This window comes from Pontibacterium sp., assembly GCF_964228735.1.
In the GTDB taxonomy this organism is placed as follows: domain Bacteria; phylum Pseudomonadota; class Gammaproteobacteria; order Pseudomonadales; family Balneatricaceae; genus Pontibacterium.
On record NZ_CAXRBQ010000064.1, the window covers coordinates 25699 to 42226 of the forward strand.

A 16528-nucleotide genomic window follows, 5' to 3' on the forward strand; every position below is an offset into this window, starting at 1 on the left:
AAAAATAAGCAGTTCAAGAATAAAAACGAAGGACACTAAGAGTGTTAGAACTTGATCCGTTAGTCGTCACAGGCGGTATGTTTGGCTGCATGCTGCTGATGCTGATCCTGGGTGCCCCACTGACCTGGGCCCTGCTAACCGTAGGTGTTGGCTCAGCATATTTCCTCTGGGGTCCTGCTGGCCTTGAGCTGTTGGCGATCAGTACGTTCTCCTCCATGGACAACTTCCTGTTGGTTGCCCTACCCATGTTTATCTTCATGGGCCTGATGCTCCAGCGCTCCGGTATCACCGATGATCTGTTCGACATGATCAACAAGCTGATGGGCGGCACACCCGGCGGCCTGGGCATGGGTACCGTTATTGTCTGCGCACTGATCGCAGCAATGGCCGGTGTATCCGGTGCAGCAACCGTCAGCCTGGGGATTATCGCCCTGCCAGCAATGCTTGAACGCGGTTACGACAAGAAGCTGGCGACCGGTACCATTATGGCCGGTGGTGCACTGGGCTTCCTGATTCCACCAAGCGTACTGATGGTTATCTACGCCTTCCTGGCGCGTGAATCCGTGGGCAAACTGTTTGCCGCAGGCTTGATGCCGGGTCTGATGCTGGCCGGTATCTACATCGCTTACGTCTATATCCGTGCCAAAATGAATCCGCAGCTGGCGCCGCCTATCAGTGAAGAAGAGCGCGTTGATTTTCGTGGCAAGCTGGCCGCGTTGAAAGCCCTGATCCTGCCGGGCGCCCTGATCACCACGGTACTCTCGTTCATCATCCTGGGTATCACCTCGCCGTCCGAGGCTTCTGCCGTGGGTGCAGTCGGCTCGATTATCTGTGCCGCGCTTTACCGCACGCTGAACTGGCAAGTGCTGAAGGAAGTAATGATCGGCACCACCAAACTGATGGGTATGCTGCTGTGGATTACCCTAGCCGCAGTATTCTTCAGTAAGGTGTACATCGGCCTTGGCGCAGGTATGGTGCTGGAAGAATTCATCGAAGACACCGCCCTGTCGCCGTACTGGGTGATCGTAGCGATGCTGGCCTGTTACTTTATTCTGGGTATGTTCCTGGACGACTTTGCCATCGTGTTTATCACCGTGCCGCTGTTCGTACCAATCGTAGATACCCTGGGCTTCGATACCATCTGGTTCGCGGTGCTGTTCATCATCAGTATGCAGTCTGCTTACCTGACACCACCGTTTGGCTATAACCTCTTTTACATGCGATCGGTGGCGCCGCCAAGCGTCTCGATTTACGACCTGTATAAAGCGGCTATCCCGTTTGTCTGTCTGCAGATCATCGGCCTGGCCCTGGTGGTTATCTTCCCAGAGATCGCCCTGTGGTTGCCGGAACAGATCTTCGGTAGGTATACGCTAAAGCCATTGATGAAAAAACCTCCCTTCGGGGAGGTTTTTTGTTTCTGAGTCCCGTTTTGTAGCAGCGGTCTCCGACCGCGACATACCCTCGTGGTTTAAAAAGTCGCCCTCGGAGCGGGCTGCTACAAGGGAATGTACGAAGCATTTAAGCTCCGTGTAGGTTAGTCATCGCCAAGCGATGCCTAACATGTTGGGCACCGCTGCGCGGCGGCCAACCTACGATACAACAATGCTCCAAGCCTCAAATGCTGCATGTAGCAGCCAGCTCTGAGGGCGACATATCCAGCTTGAGCGGTTTGTCACGGTCGGAGCCCAAAGGGCATAAAAGCCCGCTGCTACAGAGTAAAATCCCCCTTTGTAGGCCCCCCCTTTAGGGTGCCGACAGCCGCGTAGGTTAGCCATCGCAACGCGATGCCTAACGTGTTGGGCACCGCTTCACGGTGGCCAACCTACGAGATTTCGTGCGAAGGATTAAACATCCACACCCGCTTCATCCGCTTCAACGATCTCGGTTTCCTGCTTACCTGCCTCAATCCACTCCTGCATCTTCGGGTGGTTCAACACGCTTTGCATATAGGCATGGCTCGCTTCTGATACTGCCACACCGTAGGTTTCAAAACGCGACACCACCGGCGCATACATCACATCGGCAATACTGAACTCACCAAACAACCATGGGCCTTTATCGGCGAAGCGTTCGCGGCAGCTGGACCAGATATCATCAATACGGGCCACGTCTTTCATCGCGGCTTCAGATGCTTCGATACGTCGTTTAGCACGGCAGTTCATTGGCATCTCGTTACGTACACCAAAGAAGCCCGAGTGCATCTCAGCGGCTATGGCACGGGCCTCAGCACGGGCAGCACGGTCTTGTGGCCAGCCGCGTCCGTCCAGGTAGGTTTCGCTTACGTATTCGCAGATCGCCAGAGAATCCCACACGGTGATATCGCCATCCACAAGCACCGGCACTTTGTCGGCGCAGTCCACGTGTTTCAGCGCGGAATAGAAGGATTCGGTATCCAGCTGTAAGCGGGTTTCTTTGAATTTGATATCAAAGGCGGCCAGCATCAGCCAGCCGCGCAATGACCAGGAGGAGTAGTTTTTGTTGCCAATGATCAGTTCCATCAGTATGTACCTATGTCCGTTTTCGATTTGCAGACATTCTTACTGTTCGCTCGTCCGAGAACTAACGAATAGTATTGATGGCACCTATTCGCAACGCTGATGGATCAGATCATTGTTGGGTTAATCGCAGGGTGATTAGCAGCAACCGCCGCCGGTCGCGCCGCTGTCAGCCTCGCTTTCGAATGGCAGCAACGTGCCACAGCCGTCGAAGATGCCGTAGTGGTTGTCCCAGGCGCCAACGAAGTCGAAGTGCTCTTTAAAGCGTGTGTCGTGCAGCATGCGCCAGGTGTTGCCACACACCGGGAATACCTTACCCTTTTCAATGAGGTGGTGGGCATCCAGCTCGAACACCTCTGGCATATGCTCGATGGTGCCTTTATAGATCACCGCCTGACCGTAGTCTTCACAGGCGTCTTCCAGCTCTTCAATCTTGAACAGACGATACGTGGCAGAGTAGAAACTGATATGGCCGATCTTCTGCTCGATGCGTTCGTTGTCGATGGTGATCGGACGGTCGTTCACCAGACGAGGATCGGCAAAGCCCGCTTTCTTCGCCAGACGCAGGAAGTCATTCCAGTACAGGGCACCGGACAGACACTCGCCGTACAGTTCAGGATCATTTTTGAGTGATGTTGGTATACGGCGATCAGCGTACACATCGGAGAAGTACAGCTCACCACCCGGCTTCAGCAGGCGATAGGCTTCACGGAATACCGCATCCTTGTCCGGGCTCAGGTTGATCACACAGTTGGAGACGATCACATCAAAGCTGTTATCCGGCAGATCCAGCTCGTCCAGCTTTTCGATGTAACCCTTACGGAACTCCACATTGCCCTGTGCATAACCGAAGGTTTCCTGGTGGTAGTCCAGGTGACGGTTGGCGACTTCCAGCTGAGCGTCGGTCATATCCACACCGACTACACGGCCAGACTCACCGACAAACTGCGACAGCACATAACAGTCGCGGCCACTGCCGCTACCCAGATCCAGAATCGCACAGCCTTTCAGTTGCTCCGGCGCCACCAGACCACAACCGTAGTAACGCGCCATCACCTCATCATGCACCTTGGACAGTGCATCTTTTACATAACGTGGGATTGCGTCGTCTGTGCAGCAGGCATTTGTCTGCAGATCTTCACTGCCCTGCAGTACCTCACCGTAATATTCCTGAACCTGTTCGTGCATCACTCTACCTTCTACTCAAAGCAACTTATCGAGACCGGCTACTATAGCCCGTTACACCCACCTATCACCACCTCGATAAGGCAGGTGGATTATGTGACAACACAGTGCCCGGATTGCTCCCCTGCCCCGATTCGGCTATCTATCAGCGCACACCTCCGCCCCCTGAGAGGGTGTCGTAAAACTACCGCGCTGGCTGATCCGGCGTTAAAAATCTGCTCAAAATGCTCATTTACATCTAGTAAACTGCGCGTTTTCGCAGCTTTTTGCCTTGTCTCAGCTGCGCTCGCTACTTTTTACAACACCCTCTCCAGGACCAAACGATGGATATCGAAGCACTGCGCAGCTTTATCGCTTTTGTGGACACCGGCAGCTTTACCCGTGCGGCGAAGCAGATCCACCGCACCCAAAGTGCGATCAGCATGCAGATGAAGAAGCTGGAGGAAGTGACCGGCAAACCACTCTTTATTAAAGAGGGCCGTAATCTGGGGCTGACCGAACACGGCCGTAAACTTGCCAGCTACGCCCGCCGTTTGCTGGCGATCCACGACCAGGCCCTGAGCGACCTCAAACACCGCAGCGATCATCCACCGCTGATGCTCGGCTGTCCGGACGACTATGCCGATTCGGTATTACCGCAACTGATCGCCCTGATTCTGGATGCACACCCACAACAGGAGATCAGCATCCTCTGCGCCAGCAGTACCCGTTTGCGTGCCCTGCTGGACCGTGGCGAACTGCACGCAGCCATCCTCACCCGCGCACCGGAGAAAGACGAAGGTTACCTGCTGGTGCACGATAAAGGCGTGTGGACCCACGGCGGTTACCCGGAACTACTAGAGCGCGACTTGCTGCCACTGGTGCTCTACGATGCCGACTGCAAATTCCACAGCACCGCCATCGACGCACTGGAAAAACAGAACCGTCCGTACCAACTGATTGCCACCTCCTCCAGCGCCACCGCCCTGAAAGGGATGCTCAACAAAGGGATCGCCGTCAGTGCGCTGGCCAGCTCGACTGTCTCTGGTGACCTCACCATTCTGGAAGAGACCGACCTGCCGGATCTGCCTGCAGTGGATATCGTGCTGGCGTTGGCTCCACACCCACATCCGGCACTTACCGCTGGTGACGCTGCCGAAATCTCTGCCAAGTTTTAATCCATTCAAGAACGTAGGGGGCCGTATCCAAACTGCAACAATTCGGCCCTATTATGTTGCTCCGCAGCATTCCTCCACACACCTCTCACCTAATTTTCAGATATCCCCCAAGAAGAGGTAGAGACCATCTACCACTTTAGAGTGGGTTATTTATTAACCAATCGGGCACACTTTTTGCGCCTTTAACTTTTCTGGAAAAATCGCAACAAATCCAGATTTTTTCCCGCCAAACAGAAATCTTCAAAAAAACACTCCGGGCAACTGGTGTTAGCCTAGAAATACTTCCTAAAAACAAAAGCAATAATAGATCCGGAGATTTCGTAAATGTTGATTGGTGTACCTAAAGAGATTAAGAACCACGAATACCGTATCGGTATGACTCCTGCTGGTGTACGTGAGCTGGTTGCAGCTGGCCACGAAGTAATCGTACAGCGCGATGGCGGCACGGCTATCGGTCTGACCAACGAACAGTACGAAGCAGCAGGCGCTAAGATCATCGATACCCCAGAAGAGATCTTTGCAGCAGCTGACATGATCGTGAAAGTTAAGGAGCCGCAGCCAAACGAATGCCGCATGCTGCGTCCTGGCCAGATCCTGTTCACTTACCTGCACCTGGCTCCGGACCCAGAACAGACCAAACTGCTGGTTGAATCCGACGCTGTTGCAATCGCATACGAAACTGTAACCGACAGCAACCGTGGCCTGCCTCTGCTGGCGCCAATGAGTGAAGTAGCTGGCCGTATGGCAATCCAGGCCGGTGCACACTCCCTGGAGAAAGCACAGTCTGGTCTGGGTACCCTGCTGGGCGGTGTACCAGGCGTAGCGCCAGCGAAAGTTGTTGTAATCGGTGGTGGTGTTGTAGGTATCAACGCTGCACGTATGGCAATGGGCATGGGCGCAGACGTTACTATCCTGGATCGCTCCCTGCCACGTCTGAAAGAACTGGACGCTTTGTACGGCCCACAGCTGAAAACCCTGTACTCCAGCGCTGAAAGCGTAGAGCAGGAAGTAGTAGCAGCTGACCTGGTAATCGGCGCAGTCCTGATCCCAGGCGCAGCGGCTCCTAAGTTGGTTACCCGCGAAATGCTGAAGAAGATGAAAGACGGCGCAGTACTGGTAGACGTTGCGATCGACCAGGGCGGCTGCTTCGAGACTTCCCGTGCAACTACGCACCAGGAACCTACTTACATCGAAGAAGGCATCGTTCACTACTGTGTTGCTAACATGCCAGGCGGCGTAGCACGTACTTCTACTTTCGCTCTGACCAACGCAACTCTGCCATTCGCACTGGCGCTGGCGAACAAAGGCTACAAACAGGCACTGCGTGATGACGCACACCTGCTGAACGGTCTGAACGTGCACCGCGGCACCATCAACTACGAAGCAGTAGCGCGCGACCTGGGCTACGACTACGTACCTGCTGAACAGGCGATCGCTTAATCTGTTGATTAAAGCAAAACGCTAAAACTAAAAATCCGGTATGCCGTAAGGGATACCGGATTTTTTGTGTCTCAAGACCTTCAAAATCGAAACAACACGTGTGCGGCTGAAACCTCAGTGTTTCAGGTCGTCGAAATACTGCCTTAGCTCCTGCTCTGAAGGCTGATGGCGAAAGGCCAGTTTGCCGTCGACCACAATGTTAGGAGAGTGGCGGATATTATAGGTTTTCACCATCTCCGGGTGGTTCTCCAGATAGGCGATCTCGTAGTTTATCCCCAGGTCTTTGAATTCCTGTTCGAGGTTGGGCACCGAAAAGTCCGTTCTGGTCACCAGTAACTGAACGCGCATAAAAGCACTCCTCATCGGTTCACTGGCTTCAGTATAGCAAGCCGGTTGATGCAGCTAATTACCACAGTTTCTATACTCATAAGGAGCCATAACTTCGTTCTTCGGAGCGAGGAGTATTCCTATGAAACAGCACTATTACCTAACCGATGACATCAACAGTGTTGAGAAGATTGCCGAAGATCTTCACACAATTGATATCGACGATGACCATATCCATGTGGTGGGTTTAGACACGGACGCCATTGAAGAACATCACCTTCATACAGCGCGTGTGATAGACGAAACCGATATCGTACGTTCTTCTGAGCGCGGCCTTTTGGTTGGCTTGGTGTTTGGCGTACTGTTCGCGGTGCTAGGTTCCATGTTCACCCCATTCGGGATCGAGGTGAGCGGGCCTTCATTGGTGATGATTACCGTGTTTATCGTCGGCCTTTGCACCTACTGGGGAGGCATAATCGGTACCTATTTCGAGAACTACCGTATCTCCTCTTTTCGCGAGGCGATCCAGCAGGGCAAGTACCTGTTAATGGTCGATACAGAAGCAGGCCAGGAAAGCCCACTGAGATCAATGATGGGTAAACAGCACCCCGAAGCCAAATGGATGGGTAAAGACTCCACCATCGCCAATCCATTCCACGCCTAGATGCCGAGGCCTGCCACGCGTAATTCCCCGGCGCTCCAGCCGGGATTGATGTCCGTTGGCAGGCTTTACTCTTTCGCGGTGAGTAGATGAACCCCTAACCACCCTATTGGACCAAGGAAGAACACACAGGCTTGCACCTCGGCGATAGCTAGTCCATGACTATCGCAGAACTGTTCGCCCTGCTGACGGTAGTATCGATTCAGCAAGCGAACGGCATGAACACCCACGACACACCACGCAGCGATTAACGCAATTATAAACAGCCCAAAGGGACTCATTGCTTAACTCCCAGCCGCTCTTTGTTGGGAGCAGAGCGACTTTGTTCGAGCCTCAGGGTGAGACTCGTTCTCAGTTGAGTATAGCGTGTACTGGCATTCCGAGGTTTTGGCTGTCGTGGCAGGCGCTTTCGCTAAAAATCCACCAGAATGCTAGATCCCCTTGACGCTCCGCCGAACAATCATCCATATTGGCATTCACATCAAGGAAACAAGTAAGCTATGGATGAGCTATCCCCTTCGGATCTAAAAACGATCCTGCACTCTAAACGTGCGAATCTTTATTACCTCCAGTATTGCCGTGTACTCGTGAATGGCGGCCGTGTTGAGTATGTCACCGACGAGGGCAATCGATCCCGCTACTGGAATATTCCGATCGCCAATACCACCTGTATGTTGTTGGGTACAGGAACGTCCGTCACTCAGGCAGCGATGCGCGAATTAGCTAAGGCTGGAGTACTTGTAGGCTTCTGCGGTGGGGGAGGCACACCATTATTCAGTGCAAACGAAGTGGATGTGGAGGCAGCATGGTTTTCCCCACAAAGCGAATACCGCCCTACCGAATACCTGCAACATTGGGTGCGTTTCTGGTTTGACGATGAAAAACGTCTACTCGCTGCAAAACGTATTCAAGTAGCACGCTTGAAACGTATCTCGAAGCTCTGGCTAAATAATCGCCAATTAGCAGATAGTGGGTTTACACCTGCCCCCGATCAACTACTTTCACTTCTGGAAAATAACCAGCGTGCTGTAGAAAATGCCAACAGCACCAACGAACTGCTAACGCTCGAAGCACGCCTTACCAAAGCACTGTTTAAGACCGCAGCACAGACCGTTTCCTATGGGGAATTCATCAGAGCTAAACGAGGTTCCGGCACCGATCCCGCCAACCGTTTTCTGGATCACGGCAACTACCTCGCCTACGGACTAGGGGCGACCGCCACTTGGGTGTTGGGCCTACCGCATGGTTTAGCAGTGTTGCACGGCAAAACACGACGCGGTGGACTGGTCTTTGATACCGCCGACTTGGTGAAAGATGCCACTATACTGCCTCAGGCGTTTATCTCCGCTATGCGTGGAGACGAGGAACAGACTTTTCGCCAGGCTTGTATTGAAAGCCTGACGCGCACAGAAGCCCTCGATTTTATGATCGACACCTTGCAGGATATTGCCACAGCGCTGGGAGCACCAACTCGGTGAATATCCTACTGATCTCCCAATGCAATAAAAACGCACTCAAAGAAACCCGTCGTATTCTCGATCAGTTTGCCGAACGAAGGGGAGATCGAACCTGGCAGACGCCGATCACCAAAGCGGGATTGGATACCCTGCGTAAACTGCTACGCAAGAAAGCACGCAAGAATACCGCCGTTGCGTGCCACTGGATTCGAGGAAAAGATCACAGCGAACTGCTATGGATCGTAGGTGATGCCAAGCGCTTCAACCCCATGGGGGCCTCCCCCACAAATAGCACACGGCGCAATATCCTGCGTACACAGGATGAAAACGACTGGCACTGCGGTGAAGAGATAAAGTTGCTCGCTTCCCTGGCGGCACTGCTGCATGACCTGGGAAAGGCTTGTGATCAGTTTCAGGAAAAACTCAAACCCAATTCCCCCTTAGAGCGAAACCTCTACCGTCACGAATGGATCTCACTACGTCTGTTCCAGGCGTTCGTCGGGCAGAGCAGCGACGAACAATGGTTGCAACGCCTGATCGATCACGCGGGTAATGAACTCATGTGGAAAGACAGGCTTGAGCGGGATGGCATCACGCCAAACACCACACGCCCCTTCGCACCAGAACAATTACCGCCTTTGGCACAGGCTGTAGCCTGGCTGGTGCTCAGCCATCACCGACTGCCACTGAAACCAAACGACGGGAATAAAAAACCGGTGATTCGCGCTGAGCATCTGAGCACTTTGCTCGCGGATATTAACGCCAATTGGAACGAACGCTGTAACTCTAATGATCATCAGGAGATATCCCCATACTGGACCTTCAGTGGTCCTCTGCCGGTTATATCTCCAAAGTGGCAGGATGCGGCTAAACGAATTGCGACCCAGCTACAGAAACGCCGCAACAGTGCATTGATTGGCATCGACAACAGCTATGTGATGCATCTTGCACGCCTCTGCCTGATGCTGGCAGACCATAACTATTCCAGTCTGACTGATCCCAAACACCGAGACTGGGTACGCGGTTCCACTGATTACCCGCTGTATGCCAACACCCTTCGCAGTACCGGCAATTACAACCAGAAACTGGATGCTCACCTGTTGGGCGTTGCCCGTATGGCCAACCAGATCAGCCGCAGCCTGCCGTCAATGGCCGATCATCTACCGCGCCTCGGCCACCATCCGGGCCTGCGCAAACGTACCCGAGAGAAACGCTTTCAGTGGCAGAACAAAGCCTTCGAATTGACCGAGTCCTTGCGGGAACGCAGCGAGCGAAGCGGCTTCTTCGGAATCAATATGGCTTCCACCGGCTGCGGCAAAACCATCGCTAACGGCCGAATCATGTATGCGCTAGCCAATCCACAAAAGGGCGCCCGATTCGCGATAGCACTGGGATTACGTACGCTAACCCTGCAAACCGGTCGTGCCTTCCAGCAGATGCTTAACCTCAACGACAGCGATCTGGCTATCCGAGTGGGGGGCAGTGCGACCCGTGCTTTATTCGAACATTACGAAGCGGAAGCCGAAGCCACCGGCTCCGAATCCAGCATTAACCTGCTGGCGGACAGTTCCCACGTGCACTTTGAGGGGAGTTTTGACAATCACGGAGTCCTGAAACGACTCGAACATAACCCGATGGTTAAAAATCTGATCGCGGCACCGATCCTCACCTGCACCGTCGATCACCTGATCCCCGCCACGGAAGGCACACGGGGTGGTCGACAGATTGCACCGATGTTGCGCCTGATGAGTAGCGACCTGGTGCTGGATGAGATCGATGATTTTGATATGCAGGACCTTCCCGCTCTCACTCGCCTAGTTCACTGGGCCGCAATGCTGGGCTCCCGGGTGTTACTTTCATCCGCGACGCTCCCTCCAGCACTTGTGGCAGGATTATTCGAATCTTATCGGGAAGGTCGTCAGGTTTATCAACGCAACCGGGGAGAACCAAACACACCTGTTGATATATGCTGCGCCTGGTTCGACGAACATCAGAGTGTGCATAGCGATTGCGCCAATCGGGAACAGCTGAGCGACGCTCATATCAACTTCGTGATAAAACGATATGGCCGCCTTGAACGGGAGCAAGTGCGACGCTTGGCACAGCTGATCACATTCGCGCCACCGTTTAAAAAGCGGGAGGAAATCAGGGCTGACCTGGCCGACGTAATCCACCACAACGCTCTGCAGCTGCACCAGGCACACCACACTGTTGATCCTGCCAGCCAGAAGCGTATCTCATTTGGCCTGGTACGCATGGCCAACATCGAACCGTTGGTTGATGTTGCCATCGAATTATTCAAGCTGGGAGCTTCCACCGGGCAGCATATCCATCTCTGTGTCTACCACTCACAGTTTCCACTCCTGTTGCGTTCAAATATAGAGCAACAGCTTGATACCACGCTAAACAGACGAGAAGAGATGGCGGTATTTTCACTGCCGCAGGTTCGCCGTTTAATCGATCAGACCGAGGCACAGGACCAACTCTTTATCGTGCTTGGTTCGCCGGTCACAGAGGTGGGAAGAGACCATGATTACGACTGGTCAATTGTCGAACCCTCATCCATGAGGTCACTTATACAACTTGCTGGCCGCATAAAGCGTCATCGCCTACATGCTTGCAAAGAACCTAACCTCTTTATTCTCAGCACCAACCTACGCGCCCTCGAAAACCGAAACGAACCCGCCTTCTGCCGTCCCGGATTTGAGGACAGAGAGAACCGCCTCATCAGTCATGACCTAAATAACCTGCTGCAACCTGAGCAATGGCGCATTATAGATGCCCGACCACGTATTCAGCCCAGAGAAAACCTGCAACCCACAGCCAATTTAGTGGATCTGGAGCACCACCAAATGCTGGACAAAATGGTCGCCACTCCAACAGATGAAACGCAATCAGCCTTATCCGACGAGGAAATAAGTAAACTCAGCCCCAAAGCCCGCAGACGCCTGAAACGAGCGCCCGCATCGCCGCCCTTAGGTGCGTACAGCTGGTATATGCAACCACAGGCACAGCTCTGCGGAGTGTTGACTCAAGAGCAACCTTTTCGCGCTGACCCGATAAAGAAAGTCGATTTGGCCCTGTTGCCCGATGAATACGAAGTCACAGCCGAGTTGCATTACGTCTATCAAAAGAACAAAAGGGAACCAGCGACATACAGCAAAAATGATCGGCTACTCAAACGGATTGATCTCGACAGCCTGACGTCGCCGGGAATCTCTGCCTGGGGCAGTAACAACTATATAGAGGCTCTAACTGCTCTTGCTGAAGAGCTTGATATGGACCTTATACGTTGCGCAAAACGTTTTGGCACGCTGAGCCTGCCAGAACCGAAGGATGATGGCCTGGGCTGGAGGTTTCATCCTGCTTTGGGGTTTTCGAATGGGAAGTAAAATGAAATGGGCCAGATCCTTCCAGCCCGCTGCCTGTTCGGCAGTTGAAGAACTATCAATTAAAACAGATGTTGATATTTCTAAGCTGCTTTCTCAGCAGAATCCGAAGACTATCACTTCGAATAATCTAATTGAAACTCAAAAAAGTATAAGCCCTATCAACATCTATTTTTGAAAATATTTTTATTTGATCTTCTAAAAAACTAGAACTAGCCTTTTTAGACCTTTACAACCCAACTCATTCGAGAGTTTATATGTCTTATTCTCCTAAAGGATCAGGAGAGCTTCGCCAGCTTATGGAGGGCTTTATTCAGGAGCGCCTACAAAGCAAGCTTAAGAAGCTAACACCCGACGATCCCAAGTATCAGAAACTTCAGGAACAATATCAGTACGATAACTGGCTCGCAGATGCCGCGCGACGCGTTTCACAGTTGCAGGTAGTAACGCATTCGCTGAAAGCCATCCACCCGGATGCTAAAGGCACCAATCTGTATGCTCCACCAGAACAGCTACACAACCACCCTTTCGTGGGCAGTCATATCCTACAGCGTGACTTTAACGGCGATGTCGTCGGAAATGCCGCAGCACTGGATGTGTATAAATTTCTGCGTCAGGAATACAACGGTACGACATTACTGAATCTCGCGCTCAACGGAGATGTGGCGTTCAAAGCCGCCCTATCAGATGATACCGAAATCGCTGAATCCTTAGTCCACGCGTTTTCATCGATCACCGAGGAGAAGGGAGAGACTGCATCCCATACCCGAGCTAAGCAACTCTTCTGGCATAGTGGCGATGACTGTACCGATGATAGCCACTATCACCTTTTGGCTCCTCTCTATGCTACGTCACTGGCGCATAAGGTATTCCAGACCATAAACCACGCCCGCTTTAGCGACGAGAGTAAATCGGCACGTGCGGCCTACAGAGATAAAATGGCGTCAGATAGTCCGGTACACGTCTACCCTGAACTTGCCACACAAAAGCTGGGGGGCACTAAACCTCAGAATATCTCACAGCTAAACAGTGAACGTGGGGGTAACAACTACCTGCTCGCATCATTGCCACCGCTTTGGGAAAGCCGAGAGATACGGCCTCCCCTCAACACCAGTTCTGCCTTCTTTCGTTTCAGCAGTCGCCCTGCGGTACGTACAGGACTGAAAGAACTGATCAGATTATTGTCGGCTGACACCAAAAGTACGATGCACGTACGGGAGCACCGGGACAAACTGCTAGATCAACTGATTGGTGAACTCATTCTGTATACGCACGAAACAAGGCAACTTGAACCCGGTTGGAGCAGTGCCAGTGAATGCCATTTGCCTGATGTTCAAAAACAGTGGCTGGATCCCCACCACTATCAACCTGAACTTCCCTCTTCTGAGTCCGCGGTCGATACGTGGCCGAAAGAGATTGCCGATACCTTTGCTCGCTGGCTGAACCAGAAACTCAAGAAATCACTTCAAACTGGCGACCCCGAACACCAGTATTGGCAAACACAGCTACAGAAAACTCTGAATCTGCTACAGGAGGATCTGAGTTATGTCTGATACCAGCAATCTGCTGATTCTTCCCCGACTACGTATTCAAAATGCCAACGCTATCTCCAGCCCTATGACCTGGGGCTTTCCGGCGATGAGTGCATTTATCGGCTTCATTCACGCGCTGGAACGCAAGCTACCGGAAGAGATCGATCTTGAATTCAAGTCGATCGGTGTGATCTGTCACCAGTACCAGGCACAAACAACCCAAGATTTTGTTCACCGGTTTAACCTCACTCGTAATCCAGTCGACAAAGCCGGTAAATCCGCTGCGATTGTCGAGGAAGGGCGGATCCATCTGGAGGTTACATTGGTGCTTTCAGTTGAAGGAGACGCCTGCCTGGGTGAAAAAGCTGACCGCGATCAGGTTGCGAACGAGGTCGCAAAGATTGCCTCTGGTATGCGGATTGCCGGCGGCAGCTTGATTCCAGAGACTAGTGGTAAGTCTCGAAGTAAGCCGGAACTTATCCCACTCAGCGAAGATTCTGAGGAGAAGCACAAGCAATTTCGTCGCCTCAAGATGCGCTGGCTTCCAGGTTTTGCACTGGTACTGCGCAATGACCTGCTTCACGCTCACCATGAGAAACTCGCCGCAGATAATTCTAAAAGCACACTGCTTGATGCCTGGCTGGACCTCTCACGACTGAACATCGAATGTCATCAGACAGAGGTGACCGATGAGAAAGGCAACACCGAGCAGGAAGTGAGCTGGCAAACCAGACGCGCGCCCGGATGGATCGTCCCGATCCCGGTTGGTTACGGTGCCCTGTCACCGCTTTACGAAGCGGGCAGCGTCGCCAACACCCGAGACAACTCCACACCTTTCCGTTTTGTCGAGAGTCTCTACTCCGTAGGCCAGTGGATCAGCCCTCACCGCCTGCAGTCCATCGACAATATGCTCTGGTATGTCGACAACGATCTTGATTCAGGACTCTACCGACTCAATAGCGATTTCCGCACCGCAGCTGCGATAACTGATTAAATAAAAAGGAATTTGAGAATGTCTAAATCTACCACACTGAAAACCGCTTCTGTTCTGGCATTTGAACGTAAACTGGACCCATCCGACGCCCTGATGTACTCAGGCCGCTGGGAACAACGCAACCAACATCCAGATTGGAAGCCAATCACGGTAAACGAAAAATCTGTGCGCGGTACCATCTCCAACCGCCTGAAAGCCAAAGATCAGGACCCGGCCAAATTGGACGCGCAGATCGATAAACCTAACCTGCAAACCGTTGATGTTGCTTCACTCCCAGCTAACGCCGATACCCTGAAAACTCGTTTCACGCTTCGAGTACTGGGCGGCGCAGGCACACCGTCTGCATGCAACGACTCCGCATACCAGGAACGCCTGCTCTCGGTTGTACGTGAATACGTCAGCAATTACGGCTTTAAGACATTGGCTTACCGCTATGCCTATAACCTCGCTAATGCCCGTTTCCTCTGGCGTAACCGTATCGGTGCTGAGCAGGTTGAAGTGCAGGTAAATTTACTGGAAGACGGCAATGTGGCCCAAAGCTGGACCTTTGATGCTCTCAACCAATCACTGCGGGGCTTTGAAGTCGACAGCGAGGCTGCAACAGCTCTGGAGGCATTGGCAGCACACATCGAACAAGGGTTGTGTAATGAGCGCCATGTCCTGCTTGAGGTGGTCGCCTTTTCGCGCCTCGGTGACGGACAAGAGGTATTTCCATCCCAGGAACTGGTTCTCGAACGTGGACGCGGAGATAAGAGTAAAACCCTCTATGCGGTAAACCATGTAGCCGGCATCCACTCGCAGAAACTCGGCAACGCCATCCGTACCATTGACACTTGGTATCCACAGTCTGAAGCCACTGTAGACTTAGGCCCAATAGCTGTAGAGCCTTACGGTTCAGTCACAACCCGTGGCGCGGCGTACCGTCAGCCGAAACAGAAATCAGACTTCTATAACCTGTTGGACAACTGGCTACTTAAAGACCAGGCTCCTTCCGAGGAGAACCAGCACTTTGTAATGGCAATCCTTATTCGCGGTGGTGTATTCGGGGAGGCCAACTGATGCTAACCCACTACATTGAGATCCGGGTCCGACCCGATCCTGAGTTCAGTGAGTCCATGTTGCTCGGCGCGTTGTTTAGCAAGCTTCACCGTGCGTTAGCCGATCTTCAGTCCAACAGTATAGGCGTCAGCTTTCCTCAGTATTCGCTAAAACCAAAAACGCTGGGCAATACGCTACGCATTCACGCTGATCCCGCAATGCTGGACAAGCTAAGCAATACAGGTTGGTTACGCGGGATGCGTGATCATGTGCAGATCAATGAGATGATGCCTATTCCTGAGACTGCTGAATATCGCACCTTGAGTCGCAAACAATTCAAAACCAATGTGGAACGCCTGCGCCGACGACGGATGAAGCGAAAGGGTGAGAGTTACGAGGAAACTTGCGCCCATATTCCCGATACTGTCGAACGTAGGTCCGACCTGCCTTTTATCTGCCTGCGCAGTCAAAGCAATGGCAATACGTTTCTTCAGTTTATCGAACTTGGGACGCCGCAAGCAGAACCAATTCCAGGCCAATTCAACACTTATGGCCTGAGTACCACCGCTACAGTCCCCTGGTTTTAACCCTATTTTTTAGGTTCATCGTCGATTACCGGGGAAGGCCGCCTTTATCTTTAGGAAGAAGTACTCGGTATCTCGATAACCATAGGCCATACGCTTGATTACTTTGATCTTGTTATTGATCCCCTCCACTCGACTGGTGTGGAGGGGATGTATCGCTGACGCCACGATACCGTGTAGATACGGCTTTAACTTCCGCGCAAAGTCCAGCAAGGGTTTTATCCCACTTTCCTGTACCTGCTGCCACCACTGCTCCCACATCCGTTTTG

Annotated in this window: 14 protein-coding genes; 10 read left to right on the top strand and 4 right to left on the bottom strand. The window is 52.6% G+C overall.

All coding sequences use genetic code 11. From position 1 onward, the window contains the following. Window positions 1-41 precede the first annotated feature (41 nt). The gene (locus ACEQ15_RS06795) at window positions 42-1421 is read left to right on the top strand and encodes a TRAP transporter large permease subunit (RefSeq protein WP_370278364.1); all 1380 of its coding nucleotides are present in this window, start codon (window positions 42-44) and stop codon (window positions 1419-1421) included. Window positions 1422-1844: 423 nt separating this feature from the next. Here the strand turns inward: ACEQ15_RS06795 and ACEQ15_RS06800 are convergent, their stop codons facing one another. Together ACEQ15_RS06800 and ACEQ15_RS06805 are read right to left on the bottom strand one after the other, a co-directional pair. Next, window positions 1845-2498 carry a glutathione S-transferase family protein gene (locus tag ACEQ15_RS06800; protein WP_370278365.1) on the bottom strand — a complete coding sequence of 218 codons (654 nt, stop codon included), beginning with the start codon at window positions 2496-2498 and terminating at the stop codon, window positions 1845-1847. A 135-nt stretch (window positions 2499-2633) separates the two neighbouring features. Further along, entirely contained in the window at window positions 2634-3683 is a 1050-nt protein-coding gene (locus ACEQ15_RS06805) for a methyltransferase domain-containing protein (protein ID WP_370278367.1), read from the bottom strand. A 320-nt stretch (window positions 3684-4003) separates the two neighbouring features. Here ACEQ15_RS06805 and ACEQ15_RS06810 point away from each other — a divergent pair, with 320 nt between their 5' ends. Then, window positions 4004-4837, top strand: a complete 834-nt coding sequence (locus tag ACEQ15_RS06810) for a LysR family transcriptional regulator (protein WP_370278369.1) — start codon at window positions 4004-4006, stop codon at window positions 4835-4837. 324 nt (window positions 4838-5161) lie between these two features. Next, window positions 5162-6277, top strand: a complete 1116-nt coding sequence (gene ald / locus ACEQ15_RS06815) for an alanine dehydrogenase (protein WP_370278371.1) — start codon at window positions 5162-5164, stop codon at window positions 6275-6277. Window positions 6278-6391: 114 nt separating this feature from the next. Here ald and ACEQ15_RS06820 read toward each other — a convergent pair whose 3' ends face one another. Then, window positions 6392-6625 (bottom strand): thioredoxin family protein, encoded by a 234-nt coding sequence (locus ACEQ15_RS06820; RefSeq protein WP_370278373.1) that lies wholly within the window; start codon window positions 6623-6625, stop codon window positions 6392-6394. 121 nt (window positions 6626-6746) lie between these two features. Between ACEQ15_RS06820 and ACEQ15_RS06825 the strand changes: the two genes are divergently transcribed. From ACEQ15_RS06825 to cas6f, 7 genes are all read left to right on the top strand, one after another. Continuing rightward, complete coding sequence (locus ACEQ15_RS06825) at window positions 6747-7268, top strand: hypothetical protein (RefSeq protein WP_370278376.1); 522 nt, start codon at window positions 6747-6749, stop codon at window positions 7266-7268. Between the two features lie 497 nt (window positions 7269-7765). After that, window positions 7766-8743, top strand: a complete 978-nt coding sequence (gene cas1f, locus ACEQ15_RS06830) for a type I-F CRISPR-associated endonuclease Cas1f (RefSeq protein ID WP_370278378.1) — start codon at window positions 7766-7768, stop codon at window positions 8741-8743. After that, window positions 8740-12114, top strand: a complete 3375-nt coding sequence (cas3f, locus tag ACEQ15_RS06835) for a type I-F CRISPR-associated helicase Cas3f (RefSeq protein WP_370278379.1) — start codon at window positions 8740-8742, stop codon at window positions 12112-12114. Before cas1f ends, cas3f begins: the two co-directional genes overlap by 4 nt. A gap of 254 nt (window positions 12115-12368) precedes the next feature. After that, on the top strand, window positions 12369-13664 hold the full coding sequence (gene csy1, locus ACEQ15_RS06840; RefSeq protein ID WP_370278380.1) for a type I-F CRISPR-associated protein Csy1: 1296 nt from the start codon (window positions 12369-12371) through the stop codon (window positions 13662-13664). Further along, complete coding sequence (csy2, locus tag ACEQ15_RS06845; protein ID WP_370278381.1) at window positions 13657-14637, top strand: type I-F CRISPR-associated protein Csy2; 981 nt, start codon at window positions 13657-13659, stop codon at window positions 14635-14637. The genes csy1 and csy2 overlap by 8 nt, the downstream gene beginning before the upstream one ends. 18 nt (window positions 14638-14655) lie before the next feature. Then, window positions 14656-15696, top strand: coding sequence for a type I-F CRISPR-associated protein Csy3 (csy3, locus tag ACEQ15_RS06850; RefSeq protein WP_370278382.1), 1041 nt, complete (start codon window positions 14656-14658; stop codon window positions 15694-15696). Beyond that, entirely contained in the window at window positions 15696-16262 is a 567-nt protein-coding gene (gene cas6f, locus ACEQ15_RS06855) for a type I-F CRISPR-associated endoribonuclease Cas6/Csy4 (RefSeq protein ID WP_370278385.1), read from the top strand. Before csy3 ends, cas6f begins: the two co-directional genes overlap by 1 nt. 15 nt (window positions 16263-16277) lie before the next feature. Here cas6f and ACEQ15_RS06860 read toward each other — a convergent pair. After that, a partial coding sequence (locus ACEQ15_RS06860; protein WP_370278387.1) for a transposase occupies window positions 16278-16528 on the bottom strand: 251 nt, incomplete at its 5' end.